Here is a 1,766-nt window from a genome sequence, read left to right on the forward strand (position 1 = left end):
CTCCTGCTCCGCCGGCCGCTGTTCCCGAACCCGCTCCTGCTCCGCCGGCCGCCGCGCCCGCGCCCGCTCCTGCGGCTGCCGCTCCGGGCTTCAGCCCGGAGGCCCCGCCCACACAGGACTTCATGTACCCGTCGATCAGCAACAACTGCGGGACCGATGGCGGCACCGTGATGGCGCCGGTGCTGTCGGTGGCCGGTCCCGCAAAGATCCCTGCGCCCGGCCCGAACGCCGGCCAGACGGCCTACGTGTTCACCGCGGTCGGCACGCCGGGACCCGCCGACGTGCAGAAGCTGCCGTTGAATGTGACCTGGGTGAACCTGACCACTGGCAAGTCGGGCAGCGCGACGCTCAAGCCGCAGCCCGACATCAACCCGCAGGGGCCGACTACGCTGACCGCTACCGTCGACACCGGTTCGGGCAGCATCATGTCGACGATCTTCGGGCAGGTCAGCACCAAGGACAAGCAGTGCCAGTTCATGCCCACCATCGGCTCGACGGTGGTGCCCTGATCGCGGTGTTGCCTTGATCTAGGCCCGGTGAATCCGCTGGCGCGCGCCCATTGTCGTGTGCGCGCCGGCGGATTTGTCGGCTAGTAGGCCATAAACAGGATCGCGTCCCGGTCGTACTCCAGACCGGGGTGCGCGCTGGCCAAGTGGGCCTGCGTCAGGTCGACTAATTCGTCCTCGTCTTTGCCGGTGATCGCCTCGCCGCACGGACAGTTCAGGTGTGTCTTCACGTTGCTGCCTTTCCGGTTGCCTTCTTGGCTGCCTTCATCTGCTTCTTGTATGAACGAACCTTGTCGAGCGAACCCGCATCGGCGATGTCGGCCACCGACACGTGCGTGCCGGCCTTGCCGAATTCGCCCGCGGCCGCCCGCCAACCCTTGGGAGTCACGGCGTACTGCTTGCCAAGCAGTGCCAGAAATATCTGCGCCTTCTGCTCGCCGAACCCCGGCAGACCCTTGAGCCGCCGCAACAACTCGGGTCCGTCGGGCTCACCAGCGGTCCACACCCCGGCCGCGTCGCCGTCGTATCGATCCACGATGATCTGCGCGAGCGTCTGTATCCGCTTGGCCATCGAGCCCGGAAAGCGGTGTATCGCAGGCTTTTCCGAGCACAGGTCGGCGAACTTGTCCGGGTCGTAGTCGGCGATCTCGGCCGCGTCGAAGCCACTCATCCGGTCCGCGATCCTTTTCGGCACCTGTCGACCGTGTGAGACACGTTGACGATCCAGACGCTCTGCGATCTTCAGGGGACCTCGAAAAGCAGTCTCGAAAGGAACCTGCTGATCCAAGACCATGCCGACGAGCAGCGCGAACGGGCTCTCCGCCAGGAGACGATCGGCCTCGTCGTCCTGCGCCAAGCAGAGCTTCACGGTCAAAGAACGTTCCTTTCACGGACCCAACGCATACAACCCAATCACAACAGGAGCAGCGAGCGACACCCCGATCACAACATCTTGTGTCCCATCGCCATGTCGGTGCCCAGTGGAAGAATTAGTCAAGTGAGAGAGGGAACAAGATGACCGACGCACAGATCCCACTTATTCGATGGCAAAGCATGCGTTTTGGAGCCTCTAATAGCCTTGCCACGATCTTGAGGAGCTGTCCGGTGAAGCTATTACTCGCCGGCATTCTGTCGGCCATGGCCTTGCTCATCGATGTCCCAGCGATTGCCCAGGCCGACCCTGATCAGTGCGACGTGTACCACCGAACGTGCTATCCGCAGTACTGCTACGGCACCGGCGGTTGGACGTCCCCATATTCC

At 63.6% G+C, this 1,766-nt stretch carries 2 protein-coding genes and 1 pseudogene; 1 reads left to right on the forward strand and 2 read right to left on the reverse strand.

Annotated features, from left to right (window positions below):
• Positions 1 to 509: pseudogene (locus WAN02_RS31550) on the forward strand (hypothetical protein); the annotation flags it as partial.
• 80 nt (positions 510 to 589) lie between these two features.
• On the opposite strand, the gene WAN02_RS31555 reads toward WAN02_RS31550, so the two are convergent.
• Positions 590 to 736, reverse strand: a complete 147-nt coding sequence (locus WAN02_RS31555; protein ID WP_067334757.1) for a DUF1059 domain-containing protein — start codon at positions 734 to 736, stop codon at positions 590 to 592.
• Positions 733 to 1,374, reverse strand: a complete 642-nt coding sequence (locus WAN02_RS31560) for an HhH-GPD-type base excision DNA repair protein (RefSeq protein ID WP_422269291.1) — start codon at positions 1,372 to 1,374, stop codon at positions 733 to 735. Before WAN02_RS31560 ends, WAN02_RS31555 begins: the two co-directional genes overlap by 4 nt.
• Positions 1,375 to 1,766 lie beyond the last annotated feature (392 nt).

This window comes from Mycobacterium sp., from assembly GCF_049281135.1.
Taxonomy (GTDB): Bacteria; Actinomycetota; Actinomycetes; order Mycobacteriales; family Mycobacteriaceae; genus Mycobacterium.